This is a genomic window from Streptomyces sp. NPDC055239 (assembly GCF_053606205.1).
Genome location: NZ_JBSGRD010000005.1, coordinates 385761 through 401725 on the forward strand (window position 1 = coordinate 385761; position 15965 = coordinate 401725).

Sequence of the window (15965 nt, forward strand, 5' to 3'; positions counted from 1 at the left end):
GCGGACACGTACCGTCAGGCCCCCGGTCGCGCACCCCCCAAGACGGTCATACGCTCCCAAATGTGACGCCGCCCTCGCACATAGCCGTGCGGGCGACAGCGGCAGCCACCGCACTGCTCACGTGGTGCCTGCTGCTCCTGTCCGCCCCCGCAGCACTCGCCGCCCCGGCCGACGACCCGGTCACGCTCTCCCGTGGCGGCCAGATCACCGACAAGGTGGGCGCGCTCGGCGACCGCAAGGGCGCGACCGAGCGGGCGCTCGATCAGCTCTACGACGACGGCGGTCTCCAGCTCTTCGTCGTCTACGTACGTGACTTCTCCGGACGCGGCGCACAGGACTGGGCCGACGCGACCGCCGAGCGCAACGGTCTCGGCCTGGACGACGCGCTGCTCGCCGTCGCCACGCACGACCGGCAGTACGCCTACTCCGTAGACGTCGGTTCCAAGCTCACCGAGGCCCAGCTCCAGGACGTCGCGACCACCGCGATCAAGCCCGCGCTGCGGCAGAACGACTGGGCGGGCGCGGCCATCGGCGCGGCGAACGGCTACCGCGCGGTGCTCTCCGGCCGGCCCGTGCCCACCCCGACACCCACCCCGGGGGCCGCCGATCCGGGCGGTGGCAACAGCAGTGGCGACGACTCGGCCACCGGTGACCTGGTCCTGCCCATCGTGGTGGTCGGCGGCGCGGGCGCCCTCGCCGCGATCGCGTACAGCCGCCGCAAACGGCGTACCAACACGCGTACGACGCCCGGAGGCGGCGGCTGGGGCAAGGGGGCGGCGAGCCCGCAGCCGACCCCGCTCCCTGAGCTCGACAGACAGAGCAAGCAGCTCCTGGTGGAGACCGACGACGCGATCCGCACCAGCGCCGAGGAACTCGGCTTCGCCACCGCCCAGTTCGGCGATGAGGCGGTGCGGCCCTTCACGGACGCGCTCGCCTACGCACGCTCCGAGCTGACCAAGGCCTTCAAGCTGCGCCAGCAGCTGGACGACGCCTACCCGGAGAACGACGCGACCAGGCGCACCATGCTGGACGAGATTCTCGCGCGCTGCACCGACGCGGGCCGGCGCCTCGACGCGGAAGCCGCGGGCTTCGACCAGCTGCGCGCCCTCGAACGCGACGCGGGCAAGGCCCTGGAGCACGCCGAAACGGTGTTCCGGCAGGTCGCCGTGCGTACCACCGCGGCGCAGAGCACGCTGGACACCATCCGGGAGCAGTACGCGCCCTCCGCGTCCGCGCCCGTCGTGGGCCACGTCGAGCAGGCCAAGGACCGCCTCGTCTTCGCCACGACGCACCTCAACGAAGCCCGGCAGTCCATCGACGCGGGCGACAACGGCAAGGCCGCCGTCCATCTGCGTGCCGCCGAGGGCGCCGTCGACCAGGCGGGCACTTTCGTGGACGCCGTCGACCGCCTCGCCGACGAGCTGGCCCTCGCCGCCGAGAAACTCCCTGCCGCGCTCACCGAGACGGAGACCGACCTCGCCGAGGCACGCGGCCTCCTTGAGGGCACCACGGCGGGAGCCTCCACCGCTGACCTGCACGGCCGTATCGCCCGCGCGGAAGCGGTGGTCGCCGAGGTCCGCAAGAGGATGGCGGCGGGCCCGCACGACCCGATCGACGCCCTGCGCCGGGTCGAGGAGGCCGACACGGTCCTCGACGAGTCCCTCACGGGCGCCCGCGAACGCGAGGTCAGCCGTCAGCGCGCCGCCACCCTCCTCGGCCAGGCCCTGCTCACCGCGCGCAGCGCCGTGGGAGCGGCGGCGGACTTCATCGACACGCACCGGGGCGGGGTGGGCAGCGAGGCAAGGACCCGCCTCGCCGAAGCCCAGCGGCACCTCTCGGGCGCCGAGGCCGTCCAGGACACCGATCCGGCCGCGGCGCTCGCCGAGGCCCAGCAGGCGGACGCACAGGCCCGGCAGGCACAGCAGCTCGCCGAACGCGACGTACGCGGCTACGGCACCCCTCAAGGGGGCGGAGGCGGGCGTGGCGGCGGCATGGGCGGCGCGGTCCTCGGCGGCATCATCCTCGGCGAGCTTCTCGGAGGCGGGGGCGGCGGAGGCAGGGGCGGCGGAAGCGGTGGCTTCGGAGGCGGCGGTTTCGGCGGCGGCCGTCCCGGAAGCTTCGGCGGCGGCGGGACCCGGGGCCGGATGGGCGGGGGCGGGAGGTTCTGACCCTTCGGACTCCTGCCGACCGACTCGCCGACTCAACGACTCACCGACTCACCGACTCCCACTACTACCGACCGACCGACCTTCATAGAAGGAAGCCCTGATGACCAAGCAGACGATCCTCGGACGCGTGGCCCAGCTCGCCAAGGCCAACATCAACTCCCTCCTCGACCAGGCCGAGGACCCGCAGAAGATGCTCGACCAGCTGATCCGCGACTACACGAACAACATCCAGGAGGCCGAGGAGGCGGTCGCCACCACCATCGGCAATCTGCGGATGCTGGAGCTTGACCACAAGGAGGACCAGGACGCGGCCGCCGAGTGGGGCACCAAGGCGGTGGCCGCCAGCAAGAAGGCGGACGAGCTGCGGTCCGGCGGGAGCGCAGTGGAGGCCGACAAGTTCGACGCTCTGGCCAAGGTCGCGCTGCAACGGCAGCTGCAGTCCGAGCGGGAGGCCAAGGACGCCGAGCCGACGATCGCCTCGCAGACCGAGGTCGTCGACAAGCTGAAGTCCGGGCTCGACGCGATGAAGATCAAGCTGACCCAGCTCGGGTCGAAGCGCGATCAGCTGGTCGCCCGCGCCAAGACCGCGCAGGCGCAGAACCAGATGATGGATGCCGCCCAAAGCATCGATGTGCTCGACCCGGCAAGCGAGTTGGGCCGCTTCGAGGACAAGGTGCGCCGCGAGGAGGCCAGGGCGCTCGGCAAGCAGGAGCTCGCCGCGTCGTCCCTCGACGCGCAGTTCGAGCAGTTGGACAGCCTGGGCGACGAGGCGGAGATCACGGCCCGCCTCGCCGCCCTGAAGGCCACCACATAACTGAAGGTCACCACATAGCAGCCACAGCGCCGTCAGAAGAGGCTGAGCAGCGCCTCCGCCGCGTCCATCTGCCGCACCCCGCTGTCCGGCAACGGCAGCTCGAACCACACCGTCTTGCCGCGCGGCGTCCTGCGCGAGCCCCACGCGGCGCTCAGCAGGCCGACCAGTTGCAGCCCGCGGCCCCCCTCGTCCGTGTCCCGCGCCCGGCGGCGGCGCGGCTGGACGAGGCCCGCGTCCCAGACCTCGCACACCAGGGTGCGGTCGAGCAGGAGACGGACCCGGATGTCGCCCTCGCCGTACCGCAGGGCGTTGGTGACCAGCTCGCTGACCAGCAGTTCGGTCGTGTCGCAGAGCGGTTCGAGGCCCCAGGTGCGCAGTTGGTCGCAGGCCAGCTCGCGCGCCCGGCCGACCGACTTCGGGTCGCGCGGCAGGGTCCAGTCGCCGACGGCCTCGGCGGGCAGGCCCTTGATGCGGGCCATGAGCAGCGCGATGTCGTCCTCGCCGTGGTGGGTGTCGAGGGTGTTCAGGACGTGGTCGCAGACGTCCTCCAGGGCGGGCGCGGGATCGTCGAGAGCGCGTACGAAGGCGTTCAGGCCCTCGTCGAGCGGATGGTCGCGGGATTCGACGAGCCCGTCGGTGTAGAGCGCGAGCAGGGCGCCGTCGGGCAGCTCGACCTCGACCTCCTCGAAGGGCTCGCCGCCGACTCCCAGCGGCATGCCGGGGGGCACGTCGAGCATGAGCGGCGATTCGCCGGGCTCGACGAGTACGGGCGGCAGGTGGCCGGCGTTGGCGAAGGTGCAGCGGCGTGTGACGGAGTCGTAGACCGCGTAGACGCAGGTGGCGAGGTAGACCTCGGAGAGGTCCGTCTCGCTCGCGGAACGCGTCTGACGGGCCGCCCGCGTGGCCTGCTGGGTGCCTGAGGGGTCACCGAGGCCGCGGGCGATCTCGTCGAGCGCGGAGAGGACCTCGGCGGGCTCCAGGTCCAGGAGCGCCAAGGTGCGTACGGCGGTGCGCAGTTCTCCCATGGCGACGGCGGCGCGCAGGCCGCGTCCCATGACGTCGCCGACGACCAGGGCGGTGCGGTGGCCGGGCAGTTCGATGACGTCGAACCAGTCGCCGCCGACTTCGGTGGCCGCGTTGCCGGGGAGGTAGCGACAGGCGATGTCGAGGCCGGACGCCTCGGGGTCGTCGGGCGGCAGCAGGGAGCGCTGCAGTATCAGCGCGCGTTCGTGTTCGCGGCGGTAGAGGCGGGCGTTGTCGATGGAGACCGCGGCGCGTGCGGCGAGCTCGACGGCGAGGGCGCGATCGCGCTCTCCGAAGGGCTCGCTGCCCTTCGTGCGGGAGAACTGGGCGAGGCCGACGACCGTGTCGTGGGCGACCATCGGCACGGCGAGCGTCGACTGGACGAGCCCGCCGGTGAGCCTGCTCGCGGACCCGTCGTCGGCCGCGGAGACGAGCCGGGGGCGTGCGGTGCGCAGGGAGTCGGCGCAGGGCGATGTGAAGGGGAAGCGGTGCACGGCGCCCACGTCTATGGGGTGGCCGCCCTCCGGGAAGGGCGCGTCGGACACGGCGCTCGCGAAGGCTACGCGGCGCAGTTCGGCGCTTCCGTCGGCAAGGCCCGGAGGGGTTTCGTCGCCGTCGAGCAGCCCTTGGTAGAGGTCTACGGAGGCGAGGTCGCAGAAGCCGGGGACGGTGACGTCGAGCAGCTCACGCGCGGTCGTCTCCAGGTCGAGGGAGTTGCCGATGCGGGCGCCCGCTTCATTGAGCAGGGCGAGGTTGCGGCGGGCGTGTGCGGCCTCGCGGGCGGCGGCGTGGCGCCGGGTGACGTCGGTGCCCAGGCCCGCGACGCCTATGGGGTGGCCCGAACCGCTGTGCACGCGGTAGAGGTTGATCGACCAGTGGCGGCGTTCGTTGCTGCCCGGTGCGGGGCCGACGAGCTGCATGTCCGTGACGGAGTCGCCGGTCTCCAGGACGCGCTTGAGCGCGGCGGCCATGCGGTCGGCCTCGTGCCGCGGCAGGTAGTCGCGGACGGTGCGGCCGCGATGGTCCTCGATGCCGCCCCCGAAGACCGCGGCGAAGCGGCGGTTGGCCCGCTGCACCTTCAGATCCGTGCCGAACAACAGGAAGCCGAAGGGAGATTGGCCGAAAATTGCCTGCGACGCGGCGAGGTCTGTCTCGATCTGCCGGAGCGCCCGTACGTCTACGACGATGCAGACGGCGGCCCGTTCGCCGTCCTCCGTCTCGGTCGGCATCACATAGACCTCGGCGATGCCTTCGGACCCCCCGGAGGACCCCCCGAAAGACCTCGCGTCCGGCCCGTCGGGCCCGTCGGGATGCCCCGGGGCCCGGAAGGGGACGGACCCGGTCCACTCCCTGCCGTCCAGGATCTCCGCCATCTTGCGGTGCCCTCTGCTGCGCAGCTCGGGCGCGACGAAGGCCTCTATCGGATCCTTGCCCACGGCATCGTGCGCAGGCACTCCGAACAGCCGCTCAGCCCGCTGGCTCCACTGGTCGATGAGACCGTCCGGGCCGATCGAGAACGAGGCCACCTTGATGTAGTCGTAGATCGAACCGGGCGGGCTGCTCTGCCACACCACGTCATCCGCAGCTACGCCCCTAGCGTCACCCGACGGCCCGTCCTGCTCCGTCGCCTTCGCTGGTATCTCGCTCACGCGAACCGTCCCCTCCAGCTCACCACGTCCGGCACCGGTCACCGGATGCAGCTGCCCGCAGTATCCAGCACTACGGAGCCATGCCACACGGCGTTCACGATCACAGCACGGACTCAACTCTTTTTGGCCCGTGGCCGTCTTGTGTCCGCCCCACGCTGCCAGTCTTCTAACCCGGCAGCACCAGCTCGAACCACACCGTCTTCCCCGTATTCCCCGTACTGCCCTGCCGTGTCCCCCAACGCCTCGACACACGGGCCACCAACTGGATGCCCCTGCCCCCCTCGTCATCAGGGGCGGCGTCGCGCTCCTGGGGCGGATCGGGAAGCGGATCGGACACCTCTACGAGGAGGGTGTCCACAGGCCCGGCAGGGCGTACGAGTCGTACGCCGATGGGGCCCGAGGCGTGCCGCAGGGAGTTGGTCACCAGCTCACTCACGAGGAGGACGGTGATGTCGCCGATGGCGTCGAGGTCCCAGGCGCCGAGCTGCTCGCGGACGACGGCACGGGCTGTGCGCACGGCGCCCGGGTCCGCGGGAAAATCCCACTCGGCACAGTCGCCTTCGGTGTCGATCACGCCGATCACTTCCAGACCAGCAACAGCGGACCCTTGTCCGGTTTCATGGGGTTAATGGGCACATACCCCATATACCGCCGGAATTACCGCCCACCAAGGCGCACTGTGGCACGAACGGCGTAGATGGGGCTCAAGCGCCGGGAGACGTCACCCCGCACGCTCCCCCACTCGGGGGCACCCGATCACTCAGCGACTCGGTCGCTCAGCGGCACCCGATCACTCAGCGGTACTCGATCGCGGCCGCCACCGCGGGGACATCCGCGTCCAGCCACTCCACCGACCAGACCTCGTCAGGGGAGAGCCAGCGCAGTTCGTCGTGGTCCTGAAGGGGCTCGGGGGCTCCCGAGCGGAGCTTCGCCGTCCACACCCACAGGACGTATCCCGGCTTGAGCGGCCACTCGCCCGGCACTCTCGCGACCGGTTCGGCGTCGACACCCAGCTCTTCGCGCAACTCCCGCGCCAGGGCTTCCTCGGGCAGTTCGCCGGGCTCGACCTTCCCGCCGGGCAGTTCCCAGCGGCCCGCGAGCTCAGGGGGTGCGCTGCGCCGCGCGGCAAGCAGGCGCCCGTCGTCGTACAGGGCGGCGCCCACCACGATCCGTTCCGTCATACGGCGGAGCCTATGCGGTCGGCGCGCTGCCGTTCTGGCTCAGGTTCTCCACCCAGTACAGCTGCTGCTGTCCGCGTTCATCGAGGCTGTTCGCGATCTTCTCGGCCTCGGCCTTCGTGGCGTACCTGCCCACCCTGTAGCGGTTGCCGTTGTCGTCCTGGCGTATCACGAGCCAGGGAAGCACGACCGTCCCGTCATTCATCGCACCCCTCCGCTCGCCGCCCCGGCGTGCGCCACGCCTCGATCGATAAGGAAACCGCATTCCGCATATGCCCGAGCCTACGCCCGACCTTCACTCAGCGGATACGAGTTTGCACAAAGAGGTACGCAATTAGCCACCACCAAGGGGGCGCACCTTGCCGGGTGCGCCCCCTGTTGGCAACCGTTCAGCCGATATGAGCCCGCATCACTGGGCGCGCACCGTCGGCATCGGCATGAGCACCGGCGCACGCGACGACGACGTACGGCAGACGTCTTTGCATTCCGCGTCCAACGAACAGCACAGAGAGCAGATCGGGCCCGACTGCACCGGGCAGTCCGCGATGTCGGGGAGTTCGTACGCCGTCTCGCAGACGCCGCACGCGTGCGTGGCCGTCACGTCGGGGACATCGACGTGCGGACCGTTCACCGGATTGGGGCGCGCCAGGTAGTACTTGCCCTTCGTCGCCCAGGCGATCAACGGACAGAGAGTGACGGCGAGACCGGCCGCGATGAACGTCGAGAAGGCTTCCGCGTACCGCCCGAAGAGACCGAAGAAGGCCAGGATCGACACCACGGAGGCGATCACCATCGAGCCGAAGCCCGCAGGGTTCACCGCGTAGAGATAAGCCCTCTTGAACTCGATGTACGGGGGACTCCAGCCCATCCTCTTGTTGATGACGAGGTCGGCGGCGACCGCCACGATCCACGCGATGCCGACGTTCGAGTAGAACCCGAGCAGCTTGTTGAGGGCCGCGAACATGTTCATCTCCATCAGCGTCAGCGCGATGGCGAGGTTGAGGAAGATGTACCAGACCCGGCCCGGGTGCTTGTGCGTGACGCGGGAGAAGAAGTTCGACCAGGACAGCGAGCCGCTGTAGGCGTTGGTCACGTTGATCTTGATCTGCGAGACGATCACGAAGAGGGCCGCGGCGGGCAGCGCGAAGGAGCCGAGCCAGGGTTTCAGGGCCTCGATCTGCGGGGCGATCGGCTCCAGTGCGTGCGTCTTGCCGACGGCCTCCAGGGCCACGAACGCCAGGAGCGCGCCGCCGAGCTGCTTGGCCGCGCCGATGATGACCCAGCCGGGACCCGCCGCGAGAACGGCCAGATTCCAACGCCTTTTGTTCTGCTCGGTCTTTGCAGGCATGAAGCGGAGATAGTCCGCCTGCTCGCCGATCTGGGCGATGAGCGAGAGCGCGACCCCCGTGCCGAGCCCGAAGGCGACCCAGGAGAAGCCGCTGCCCGCACCCTCGGTGCCCCCGAAGGAGGCGAAGGCCCCCCAGGCGTCCGGCGCCTCGAAGGCGAGCACCACGAAGGGCAGCACCATCCCGACGAGCCAGATCGGCTGCGTCCAGGCCTGCACCTTGGCCAGGGCGCCCATGCCGCGGAAGACGATCGGGATCACGATGAGCGTCGTGATCAAGTAGCCGAACTCCACCGGGAGCCCGACGGCCTGGTGCATGGCCTGGGCCATGATCGAGCCTTCGAGCGCGAAGAAGATGAACGTGAACGAGGCGTAGATCAGTGACGTCAGCGTCGAGCCGAAGTAGCCGAAGCCCGCACCCCGGGTCACCAGGTCCATGTCAAGGCCATATTTGGCGCAGGCCCGCGCGATCGGGATGCCGGTGACGAAGATGATCGTCGCGGCGCACAGGATCGAGGCGAGCCCGCTGGTGAAGCCGTAGGTGAAGACGATGGACGCGCCGATCGCGAAGTCCGCGAGGTAGGCGATGCCGCCGAGCGCGGTCGAGGCGACCATCGTCGGCGACCAGCGCCGGAAGGAGTGCGGCGCGTACCGCAGGGAGTAGTCCTCGCGGCTCTCGTCGGCCGCCATCTTCGCGTAGCTGCGCTTGGGCGGTGGTCCTGCGGCGGCGCTGGTGTCGCGGGTGGCCGTATCCGTCATGAGGGTTCCTGTCGTCCGACCGGATTGCGGGTACGGGCGATGAAGTTAGGAGCCGTACATGACAAGTCGCCGCAGGGCGTGATGGCGCCGGCGTTACGGAAGCCGGGCGCGCGTTAACTCGCGATCACGGCGGGCGGACGGGCCCGTCCGGATTCCGGGCGCACGCCGGGGCGCGCGGTCACCTCACCGGCAGGTGGTGTGCGGTCACCCCACCGGCAGGTCGTACGCGGTCACTTCACCGGCAAGTGGTATGCGATCCGATACCGGTCCGCGGGCACCACGACGTCGGCCGTCTCGACCGGCTTGCCCGACGCGTAGTACGTCCGCTGCACGACGATCACCACATGGCCGGGGACACCGCCGAGCGACATGAGCTCCTCCGCGAGACCCGGGCGCGCGCCGACCTCCTCCGCGACGTTGTCCACGACCACGTCGATGGCCGCCATGCGCTCGACCACTCCGCAGCCGCCGAGCGGCCCCTCCTCGGGGAGCATCACCGGAGTGCGTCCGGTGACGGCGAGGGGCTCCCAGGAGGTGGAGAGCATCATCACCTCGCCCGCGTCGCGGTAGACGTACCTCGTGCACATCACGCGGTCGCCCGCGCGGACGCCGAGGCGCTCGGCGACCGCGCTGCTCGCCTCCGCCTGTTCGCTGCGGGACTCCCAAGTGCCGCGCGCACCGTCCTCCGCCTGCTCCTGCCGGAAGGGCGTCGAGCCTCCGGAGGCGCGGTAGCCCGTGCGCGCCACGCGGCGGGGCACAGGTCGCTCGCGCACATAGGTGCCGGATCCGGAACGTCCTTCGACCAGGCCTTCGGCCATCAGGACCTTACGGGCCTCCAGGGCGACCGTGTCCGACACCCCGTACTCCTCGCGGATCCTGGCCTGCGAGGGCAGTCGGGTGTGCGGCGGCAGCGAACCGTCGACGATCTTCTTGCGGAGATCACCCGCGACACGCAGATACGCCGGCTGTTCACCGAAAGTCACTGGCCACTCCCATCAGGTTGACAGACAGCAACAGCCTGGCAACCGACGGTTGTTGACCGCAACCCAAGGCCAAAGAATCACTCGAAGTGATGACTTCCGGGGGCTCAGGTCTTTACGCAGGAGCTTTACACAGCTATGGCGATCACGTTCCCGCTCAAGCGATCACGTTCTCGCGTCGATCCGGGAAACGGCGATCAGACGCTCTCGCCCCGGATGGCGAGGAAGCGGGAAATCGCCGTTCTCGCGATCTGGCTTCCCCATCCGCCCCAGTTCACGTCGAAGCAGTGGTCCGCCCAGGGGAGTTCGACATACGTCGCGGGGGCCCCCGCCGCGTCGAGCCGCCGAGCCAGCTCCCGCGCCTGCCCCACCGGCACCGCGCGGTCCGCGCTGCCGTGCAGCAGAAGCGTGGGCGGCACATCGGTCCGAACGAGCTTCGCGGGCGAACCCAGCAGGTAGCGGGCGGGTACGGCCTTCGCCGAACCGCCCATCAGACGCGGGATCATGGGGTCGCCGCGCAGCGCGGTCCCGGCGATGAGGCGCCCCATGTCGGTCGGCCCGTAGAGGGAGATCACCCCGGCGACCGAACTGTCACGCACCGCACAGGACGCGGGGACGCGGTCATCACCCTCCGTGTAGGCGGCGGAGAGGGCGAGATTGCCGCCCGCCGAACTCCCCGCGAGGACAAGGCGGTCCGGATCGACGCCGTACGCGCGCGCGTGCCGTCGCACCCAGCCCACGGCGCACTTCACGTCGCCGATCTGGTCGAGCTGGGTCACGCGGGGCGCGAGCCGGTAGTCGATGTCGAAGACCGACCAGCCGTGCGCGTTGAACCAGCGGTTCCACGCGGGGCTCTGACTCCGGTGCCCCTTGTTCCAGCCGCCCCCGTGCACCCAGACCACGGCCGGGTGACGCACCCCGTCCCGCTTCGGCAGGGTCCAGAGGTCCAGCTTGCCGCGCTGCTCGCCGATGCGGGCGTAGCGGCGCGTACGGTCGCCGTCGGGGGCCTTGGCGTAGTTGATGCCGTCGAAGTAGGCGGTGGGCGCAAGGGATTGTCCGTAGCCCTGGGCAGTGCGATACGTGGCGGCGTACGGCATGACTCCGTAGACGAGCGCGACGAACGCCGTAAGGACGGCGAGCCCGGCGCACCAGGGGTGCCGTCGCCCCGCGAGCACGCCGACCGTCAGACCGATGACCGCGGGCGGCACGAGTACGAGCCCCCAGGAGGTGACCGCCGCCGCGACGAGCACCAGGAGCGGGACGCGGGGCAGCGGCGATGCGACGAGCACGACGAGGGCGGCGTTCAGGAGGGCGACGGCGACGAGGAGCCCGCGGGAGAGGTGCGCGACGCACGAAACCCTGGGCTCTTTCCTGCCGTTGTGGCTACCCCTTCGGGGAGAGTCCGGTGCCGCGGGCCCCGGAACGCGCTGGGGCGCGACGGTCGGCGTCATGACGGTCGTCACGCCGAAGAACTATCACAGAAGCGGACAAAAAGCCCTTAGGGTGAGTGGCCGGTGAGCACCCTCGCGACGACCGGACCCGCTCGTCACACCGCGAATCCTTCCCCGCCTCCGCCGTCCTCATGACTCCCGCCCTCGCCTCCGCCGTCGCCTCCGCCGTCGCCCCCGGGGTTCGCGTCACGAGGCGAAGTGGTCGCCAGGCCCAGGGGCTTGCGCGCCGCCGCCTCCCGCTCGCCGCCGACGTGCCGCTGCGCCGGCACGTAGTACGCGCCGAAGTCGTCGGCGTCCGTGGCGGTGGACGCCTTCCTCCACTGCTCGCGGTTCTGGTCGATCGCTTCGACGAGGGCGGTGACGTCGGCGTCCGCCTTCGTGGGCCAGTCGTGCGCACGCAGCAGCCGCGCCTGCTCGGCGAGGCCCTTCTCGACGCGGCCCGCCCACTCCTTGTGGCCCGGCAGGTCCTCCTCGAAATTCTCCGTCTCGGGATCGGTCCCGAACGCCTCGTAGAGGGCCTTGTCCGCCTTCAGGTAGGCGAGCTGGTCGGCGTCGAGGTTCGTGCCGTCGCGGCGCAACGAGCCCTTCAGGGTGCGCTTCTCCTCCGCGTCGCCGAAGAGACAGGTGACGTCACGGTCTCCCTGACGCCAGGTGTCCTGGTCGGGCACGAAGTAGTTGATCTCGGCGTCACCCCAGTCGGTCCAGGTGTCGAGGACGTAGCCGGCCTGGAGGTCGACGCAGTTCTTCTTGGCGAGGGAGGCGAGTTCGGAGTCGCCGGGGAAGCTCACGTGGTTCACGGGGAACGAAGCGAAGACCTCACCGTCGTGCCGCGACGAACAGGGCACCGTGTCGACCTGGAAGGCGTACTCCGCCCCTCCGAGCTTGCCGCCCGGGACGTTGAAGCACTCCCCCTTGTCGACGGGGAACCCGGAGCCGCTCCGGGCGGCATCGCGCGCGCCCTGCCGGAAGCCGTCCATGAAGTCGTGTGCGGCCCCGGTGGCGACGGCGAGCACGAGCAGCACGATGCCGACGACGGAGAGGATGCTGCCCGCGATCGCCATGCCCTTGCCGCGCTCCCCCTTCTTCGAGATCTGCGCGAGCGCGATGAGACCGAGGATCAGGCCGACGGCGGGCAGGAAGCAGAGGATGCCAAGGACGAGCGAGGCGATCGCGAAACCGTTGACCGGAGGGCGGGAGTACGGGGAGTACTGGCCCGGCCATCGCTGGTAAGGCACCTGGGGCCCGCCCGGATACGGCCCCTGGGGTCCGCCCGGATACGGAGGCTGCGCGGGCGGCGGCCCGTAAGGAGCCTGCCCGTAAGGGGCCTGCCCGTACGGCTGCTGGGGGCGACCGCCGAGGTCGGGCGGCGGGGGTATGTCCACGGGTGGCGTGCTCCTGGTTCGGACGGGTCAGTCGGTGCGAGAGAGTCAGTCGGTGCGGGCGGGGCTTCGCATCGAATGAGCGTACGCAAGGCGCACCTCGTCCTCGCCTACCGGCGTAGCGAGAAGCCACGCCCAGGAGGACAGGAGGAAGGGGGCACGCCCAGGAGCGAGGGGTCAGGCCCAGGAGGAAACTAGCCTGCCGACATGACAGCTCTGCCGGATTGCTTCTGCCCCACCGACGGAACCCGTGTCCCAGCGGGCACTCTCGCCTGGTGCTGCCCCGTCTGCCGCGGCCCGCTCGACCTGGACTTCTCGCCCAATCCAGCGCCGCTGAAGTCCCTCACCGGAAGAGTCAATTCCCTGTGGCGGTACGCGGAGTCCCTGCCGCTGCCCGCCCCCGCGTTCTCGCTCGGCGAGGGCCGCACGCCGCTCGTACCGCTGGACGGCGCGATCTCGGCCAAGCTCGACTTCCTGATGCCGACGCTCTCCTTCAAGGACCGCGGCGCGGTCGTGCTCGCCGCGCTCGCGCTGCGGCTCGGCCCGGATCGGGTGATCGCCGACAGCAGCGGCAACGCGGGCACGGCGGTCGCCGCGTACTGCGCGCGGGCCGGGCTGCCCTGCACCGTGTACGTCCCCGAGGGCACGTCGCCGAAGAAGCTGGAGCAGATCGGCGCGCACGGGGCGCGGCTCGAAGTCGTCCCGGGTGACCGCGAGCAGACGGCGCGGACGGCACGGGAGGCGGCCGACGCGCCCGGCACCTTCTACGCCTCGCACGTCCACAATCCCTACTTCCTTCAGGGCACCAAGACGTACGTACATGAGCTCTGGGAGGACCTGGGCGGCCGACTGCCGGACGTGCTCGTCGTGCCCGTGGGCAACGGCACCCTGCTGCTCGGCGCGGCCCTCGCGGTACGTGAGCTGCACGCGGCGGGCCTGATCGCGAAGGCCCCCTCGCTGTACGCCGTGCAGGCAGCGGCGGTCTCCCCGCTGGCGGAGGCCTGGCACGCGGGCGCCGACGAGCCCCTGGGCACCACCCCGATGGCGCCCACGCTCGCGGAGGGCATCGCGATTCCGCGTCCGCCACGCGCGCGGCAGATCCTGCGGGCGGTACGCGGATCCGGCGGCGCCTTCCTGACGGTGACGGAGGATCAGATCCGGTCCGCACAAAGGGATCTGGCGAAGCGCGGCTTGTACGTCGAGGCGACCGGGGTGGCGTGCTGGGCGGCAGTGCGGGACGGCGCTCTCGGCGAGCGCACGGCGGTGGTGCCGCTGTGCGGGGCGGGTCTGAGATCCGGCCTCGCCGACTGAACCGAATGAAACAACTGAAACGACTGAAACGTCTCCGGCTGAACAACCACCGACCGCACTACCACCGAATACCCCTGCCGCCGACCGCACTCATCCACGAATGGCCGGAGGCCTGCCCTGAGTTGGGCTGTGGTCGTACGCTTGTCGGCACCATCGACACGACGGTGCCGCAGCATCGATACACGAGTGCTGACTGCTGAACTACTGGTGGCGATCGGGAGGTCACGGGGGTGGAAGCGCGCAGCCCGGCGAGGGTTCGACACGAATTGGTCGCCGACATCGTCGACGTACTGCAGGAATCGGGGACGCTACGGCAGGAGAACAGCGCCGACATATGGGTACGCATGCTGAGCGACGAACTGGCATGCCCCGTCGCCCCCTTGCGCAACGCTGCGCTCCGGCCGTGGCTGCTCCACCTGGTGGAACAGTGCGCGGACGTCCCTGACGGGCTGCCGTGTCTGGTGCGCTGCCTGAAGTATCTGGAACAGCGGTCTTCCGCCATTCTGTCGCTGCTGCGGCTCGTGGACGAGTGGGAGGCCGTGGAGTTCTTCGACGGCGCCGACCTGCATCCCTTGCGGCCCGTTCTGCAGGACATGCGCTCGTCGGCGGGACTCGCCGCCCTCGCCCGGCGTGCAAGCCGGTCGCGCACACAGGAGATGCCCGCGTGGTGCGACACGGGATGGGCAGTCTTCCTACGACTGGCAGGCGACAACACCGCCGCGAAGGAACTCCCCGTGAGCATGGCGTTCCTGGTACTGGCCGCCGAACAGCTCGTGGAGGACGGACAGATGGAGGCAGCGGAGTCCCTGCGTCGCTGGAACCGTCAGCAGGTCAGGGTGTGGGGCCTCGAGGACCAGATCTCCGACTGGCAGCGCAGCGGCATGCTCCAGCAGGCACCCGCGCCCATGGTGCCCGCCTATCTGATGATCCAGTTCGAGCCCGACGGAGTGGACCCCGACCGCTATTTCCTCTCCCACTGGCGCCAGTCGGACGCCGAGGGCTGGCATCCCGTACCGGGCGAGACCCTCCACCTGCACCGCGACGAGCTGCCCGCCGAGGTCGAGGTCCTCATCGAGCAGACCGAGGAGCGGTGGGCCGACCTGCGGCAACCGGTCGTCCTGGAATTCATCCTCCCGTGGGAATTGCTCGGGGAGCCCGTGGAGTGGTGGCACAAGGAGTCCTCCTCCTCGTCACCGACGCCCCTGGTGATGGACTACGCGGTCCTGATCCGCAGTTTCGAGCGCCTGCGCAAGGCAGCCTGGCACCGTCCCTGGCACAAGAAGTGGCGTCAGCTCAAGGAACAACCCGCCGACAGCCACTCGTACTTCAATCCTCCCGGCCAGTCGCACTTCCACCTGGAGCGCGAGCTGAAGGAGGACGACCACGCGGTCTGCCTGGTCCTGAGCCAGCCACCGGGGACCGACTCTCCCGCGGGCCACCAGGAGTTCATGGCCGGGCTGCGGGCCGGGGTGCCCGCGATGATCTGGCACCGGGGCGACTGCGGTGACCCGGCCTTCAAGGAAGCGGTCGCCGAGATGGTCCAGGACCGAGGTCTGTCCAGTCTGGTCTCGCGCGCCGGAAATTGGCGCAAGGAGGCTCTGGCGCTCGGCCCCGAGGGCTGGGACAACCACGTGGGGCGCCATCTGGCGATCCTGCTCGACGATCCGGAACGCAGACCCGGGCCGCCCGGCCCCGACCGTGCGCCGGTGACGAATTGAACCCGCCCGTCGAGCACACGTCCGTGAACCTCCCGCACACGGCGACAGGAGGTGCCGCTCCGTGAACCAGCCGGCCTCCGCTGCCCCGCGGCTGTCACCCGGCGCGACTTCTAGCACGATTTACGCGCGCCCCGGCCCATGCCGCCGTACCCCCTTGCTCGCAGTGCGGGCGCACTGTCACGCTGCGCCT

At 70.3% G+C, this 15965-nt stretch carries 12 protein-coding genes; 4 read left to right on the forward strand and 8 right to left on the reverse strand.

The features are described 5' to 3' along the window. Window positions 1-62: 62 nt before the first annotated feature. Together ACWFRJ_RS19980 and ACWFRJ_RS19985 are read left to right on the forward strand one after the other, a co-directional pair. Window positions 63-2168: a TPM domain-containing protein gene (locus ACWFRJ_RS19980; RefSeq protein ID WP_453532111.1), complete on the forward strand. Its 2106-nt coding sequence runs from the start codon at window positions 63-65 to the stop codon at window positions 2166-2168. A 100-nt stretch (window positions 2169-2268) separates the two neighbouring features. Continuing rightward, the gene (locus tag ACWFRJ_RS19985) at window positions 2269-2982 is read left to right on the forward strand and encodes a PspA/IM30 family protein (RefSeq protein WP_453532114.1); all 714 of its coding nucleotides are present in this window, start codon (window positions 2269-2271) and stop codon (window positions 2980-2982) included. 32 nt (window positions 2983-3014) lie between these two features. Here ACWFRJ_RS19985 and ACWFRJ_RS19990 read toward each other — a convergent pair whose 3' ends face one another. The 8 genes from ACWFRJ_RS19990 to ACWFRJ_RS20025 all read right to left on the reverse strand — a co-directional run bounded on the left by ACWFRJ_RS19990 (window position 3015) and on the right by ACWFRJ_RS20025 (window position 12749). Then, a complete protein-coding gene (locus tag ACWFRJ_RS19990) occupies window positions 3015-5654 on the reverse strand; it encodes a SpoIIE family protein phosphatase (protein ID WP_453532117.1) in 2640 nt (879 codons plus the stop codon). 166 nt (window positions 5655-5820) lie between these two features. Beyond that, window positions 5821-6237: an ATP-binding protein gene (locus tag ACWFRJ_RS19995; RefSeq protein WP_453532120.1), complete on the reverse strand. Its 417-nt coding sequence runs from the start codon at window positions 6235-6237 to the stop codon at window positions 5821-5823. Window positions 6238-6448: 211 nt separating this feature from the next. Beyond that, on the reverse strand, window positions 6449-6835 hold the full coding sequence (locus ACWFRJ_RS20000; RefSeq protein ID WP_453532123.1) for a (deoxy)nucleoside triphosphate pyrophosphohydrolase: 387 nt from the start codon (window positions 6833-6835) through the stop codon (window positions 6449-6451). A 10-nt stretch (window positions 6836-6845) separates the two neighbouring features. Next, window positions 6846-7037 carry an SPOR domain-containing protein gene (locus ACWFRJ_RS20005; protein ID WP_453532126.1) on the reverse strand — a complete coding sequence of 64 codons (192 nt, stop codon included), beginning with the start codon at window positions 7035-7037 and terminating at the stop codon, window positions 6846-6848. A gap of 204 nt (window positions 7038-7241) precedes the next feature. Next, on the reverse strand, window positions 7242-8936 hold the full coding sequence (locus ACWFRJ_RS20010; protein ID WP_453532129.1) for a purine-cytosine permease family protein: 1695 nt from the start codon (window positions 8934-8936) through the stop codon (window positions 7242-7244). 230 nt (window positions 8937-9166) lie between these two features. After that, the gene (locus tag ACWFRJ_RS20015; protein ID WP_453532132.1) at window positions 9167-9919 is read right to left on the reverse strand and encodes a GntR family transcriptional regulator; all 753 of its coding nucleotides are present in this window, start codon (window positions 9917-9919) and stop codon (window positions 9167-9169) included. 194 nt (window positions 9920-10113) lie between these two features. Further along, window positions 10114-11379, reverse strand: coding sequence for an alpha/beta hydrolase (locus tag ACWFRJ_RS20020; protein WP_453532135.1), 1266 nt, complete (start codon window positions 11377-11379; stop codon window positions 10114-10116). An 83-nt stretch (window positions 11380-11462) separates the two neighbouring features. Beyond that, a complete protein-coding gene (locus tag ACWFRJ_RS20025) occupies window positions 11463-12749 on the reverse strand; it encodes a DUF4190 domain-containing protein (RefSeq protein WP_453532138.1) in 1287 nt (428 codons plus the stop codon). A gap of 204 nt (window positions 12750-12953) precedes the next feature. Here ACWFRJ_RS20025 and ACWFRJ_RS20030 point away from each other — a divergent pair, with 204 nt between their 5' ends. Then, a complete protein-coding gene (locus ACWFRJ_RS20030) occupies window positions 12954-14057 on the forward strand; it encodes a threonine synthase (RefSeq protein ID WP_453532141.1) in 1104 nt (367 codons plus the stop codon). A 266-nt stretch (window positions 14058-14323) separates the two neighbouring features. Further along, window positions 14324-15775, forward strand: coding sequence for a VMAP-C domain-containing protein (locus ACWFRJ_RS20035; protein WP_453532144.1), 1452 nt, complete (start codon window positions 14324-14326; stop codon window positions 15773-15775). The last annotated feature ends 190 nt before the right edge of the window (window positions 15776-15965 follow it).

Coding starts and splice junctions, on each gene's coding strand:
- ACWFRJ_RS20005 (WP_453532126.1), bottom strand. CDS start 7,037: ATGAATGACGGGACGGTCGTGCTTCCCTGGCTCGTGATACGCCAGGAC.
- ACWFRJ_RS19985 (WP_453532114.1), top strand. CDS start 2,269: ATGACCAAGCAGACGATCCTCGGACGCGTGGCCCAGCTCGCCAAGGCC.
- ACWFRJ_RS20010 (WP_453532129.1), bottom strand. CDS start 8,936: ATGACGGATACGGCCACCCGCGACACCAGCGCCGCCGCAGGACCACCG.
- ACWFRJ_RS20030 (WP_453532141.1), top strand. CDS start 12,954: ATGACAGCTCTGCCGGATTGCTTCTGCCCCACCGACGGAACCCGTGTC.
- ACWFRJ_RS20000 (WP_453532123.1), bottom strand. CDS start 6,835: ATGACGGAACGGATCGTGGTGGGCGCCGCCCTGTACGACGACGGGCGC.